Source organism: Herbaspirillum sp. GCM10030257 (assembly GCF_042666555.1).
Taxonomy (GTDB): domain Bacteria; phylum Pseudomonadota; class Gammaproteobacteria; order Burkholderiales; family Burkholderiaceae_D; genus Noviherbaspirillum.
The window spans coordinates 1-2,815 of sequence record NZ_JBHTDH010000087.1; the positions used below are offsets into that span (position 1 = coordinate 1).

The following is a 2,815-nucleotide window of genomic DNA, read 5'->3' on the forward strand; positions in this document are numbered from 1 at the left end:
GGAGACAGCGAGGGTGGCATTGGCGCCGAGGCGGGCCTTGTTGTCGGTGCCGTCGAGGTCGATCAGGGTGCGGTCGAGGAAGGCCTGCTCATTGGCATCGAGGCCCATGATGGCTTCGGAGATCTCGGTATTGATGTTTTCGCAGGCCTTGAGCACGCCTTTGCCGAGATAGCGGCTCTTGTCGCCGTCACGCAGTTCGATGGCTTCGCGCGAGCCGGTGGAGGCGCCCGATGGCACGGCGGCGCGGCCCATGACGCCCGATTCCAGCAGGACGTCGCATTCGACGGTAGGATTGCCGCGCGAATCGATTACTTCGCGGCCAATGATGTCAACGATGGCACTCATGATCTTTACTCCGTATATGAAGAGAAGGGATGCACAATGCAGCGCCATCCTTTTACTAAACTTAGCGCGCAAACGGCGAATGCACTATAAATGGCTGGGGGTAATTCATCTAATCGCAAATCGTGATTGCGGACATTAGCGTTCGTTATGCGTTACACCGGCCATGTGGGACGCCGTAGAGGCGTCAGCGTAATTTATGAGATCGAAAGCGGACTACTGAAAGTTCAGTAGATACTTGACACACTCAACCCCCATCCCAGCCTTCCCCCTATCAGAGGGAAGGAGCCTTGTTCGCTCCCGTCTGACAAGGAAAGGTTGGGATGGAGCTCGAAAGTAGCAGCACCCTTCTCTGTCATTAATTTGCCGAATGCTCAGTAGATAAGCTCATCACGTTCTGTATGTCCCGTCATCAAGTTTCTTGATTGGTGTTCCGTAGCTTGTCGTCCTATATTTTTGGAACAAAGATAAATAGGAGGAGTTATGAAGGCCAATTTCAGGAAGATTTGTGCAGTTGCAGTAATCGCGTTGACGAGCGCTGCTGCAAATGCGGCATCGGTAACCGTGTTGACATCCTTTCCAAAGGAACTCACCGACGTCTACAAGAAAGCATTTGAAAGCATGTACCCGGACACGCATGTTGAGTTCATCAATAAAAATACGCAAGCGGCAGTCCAGCTCGTTAACGATGCGCAGCTCGGCCACCGTCCGGATGTGTTCTGGGCATCGGCGCCAGACGCATTTGAACTGATGGCGAGAAATCGTCTTTTTGAAAAAGCGCCTGAAACCAGAAATCCCGCAGTACCTCCCAAGATCGGGCGCTATCCGATGGACGATCCGGATGGATTCTATTACGGACAAGCGTTGTCCGGGTACGGGATCATGTGGAACAAGCGGTATGTCCAATCCAATAACTTGCCGGCGCCCTCGCAGTGGGAAGATTTGGCCAAGTCGACCTATTTTGGTCACGTCGCGATGAGCTCGCCGTCACGTTCGGGAACAACGCACCTTACTGTAGAGACGATCTTGCAAGGCGAAGGCTGGAACTACGGCTGGTCGCAGCTTCTTAGAATAGCGGGGAATTGCGCGGCAATTACGGAACGCTCTTTCGATGTGCCGGATGGCGTTAACAAAGGCAAATACGGCGTGGGGCTAGTCATTGATTTTTTTGGACTCTCCGGCAAATACAGCGGCTTCCCCGTCGATTTTGTGTACCCAACGACCACCGCGGTCGTGCCCGCCAGTATCGCAGCGATCGCCGGTGCGAAGAACCCGATTGACGGGAAAAAATTTGTGGCTTTTGCCTTATCGAGAAAAGGGCAGGAACTGCTCCTTGAGCCGAAGATATCCAGAATCCCGGTACTCCCCTATGGAGACTTGCTGGATAGTGTTCCAGGTACCTATCCCAATATTTTCGGCGTTGCCAGACGCGTCAAAGTCACCTTCGACACCAATTTGGCAGAGTCACGGAGACTCTGGGTATCGACGTTGTTTGATAAGATCATTACAAGCCTGTTGCCGGAGCTTCAGGCGACGACAAAGAGCATCCACGATGCGGAAAAGAGAGCCGCAGAATTTCCAAACGAACGTGCATTGGCGCTGCTAAAGCGTGCACGCGAAATCGCGTATGCGCCCGTGGCCCTGGAACCCACGTCGGCCCAAGGTAAAGAGAATTCATCGCAAGCGAGTGCGCAAGACAATAAATTGACAGAAGAAACCGCGCAGTTGTGGCATGCCAAAGCAAGAAAGAATTATAAAACGGCGATGGAACTGACTTATCAGGCGATGTTACTTATAACGATGAAAGGCTCTTAGTATCAACTCTATAAAGATGGTTAGGAGTTCAATGTGTCGAGTAACGAGTGGAGATTTACTTCAACGTTTCATTCGTTTAGTGTCGTCAAAAGCGATAACGAATGGTTCCCTCCTCCTGTAAGGGGGAGGGCTAGGGTGGGGGTGGTAGGCTCGAGGTATAGAATTTATATTTCGAGCGCACGACCCCTTGCGCGGGCCGCCCCATCCCAATCTTCCCCCTACGCCGGGCGCCCCTGCAAGGGGGAAGGGGCCTTCAGAAGCTGCTCGAAGGGCCGTTGAAAGGCGGTCTACTAGGCATATAAACGAAATTTTTTCCAAGGTAAAACTGCACCTTTAAAGCGTTGGTTCTTAGTATTAACGCAATTGATGCTCCGCACCATCATATTTTATTTTGCGCCCATAAAAATTTATGATTGGATATAAGGTGCCAGAAGCTTATATTAAGCTTGCGAGTTAAAACATAACAAATTGAGGGAGGCGACATGAATTCAACCTATAAATACGCGTTAGCTGTGTCCTTGCTAATGTCAACCGCCTCGGTGCAAGCGGCATCGATCACGATCATCACGTCGTTTCCGAAGGAGATCACGGATACCTACAAGAAGGCGTTCGAGCAGAAGCACCCGGACATCAAGGTCGAGGTGCTCAACAAGAATTC

1 protein-coding gene and 1 pseudogene are annotated in these 2,815 nt (G+C 51.5%); one reads left to right on the forward strand and one right to left on the reverse strand.

Annotated features, from left to right (window positions below):
* A pseudogene (gene eno, locus ACFQUU_RS29125) lies at positions 1-345 on the reverse strand (phosphopyruvate hydratase); the annotation flags it as partial.
* A 480-nt stretch (positions 346-825) separates the two neighbouring features.
* Between eno and ACFQUU_RS29130 the strand changes: the two are divergent.
* Entirely contained in the window at positions 826-2,157 is a 1,332-nt protein-coding gene (locus ACFQUU_RS29130; RefSeq protein ID WP_382252112.1) for an ABC transporter substrate-binding protein, read from the forward strand.
* Positions 2,158-2,815 lie beyond the last annotated feature (658 nt).

What these genes read in the sequence shown, in the direction of transcription:
- ACFQUU_RS29130 (WP_382252112.1), top strand. Translation starts at nt 826, where the DNA reads ATGAAGGCCAATTTCAGGAAGATTTGTGCAGTTGCAGTAATCGCGTTG.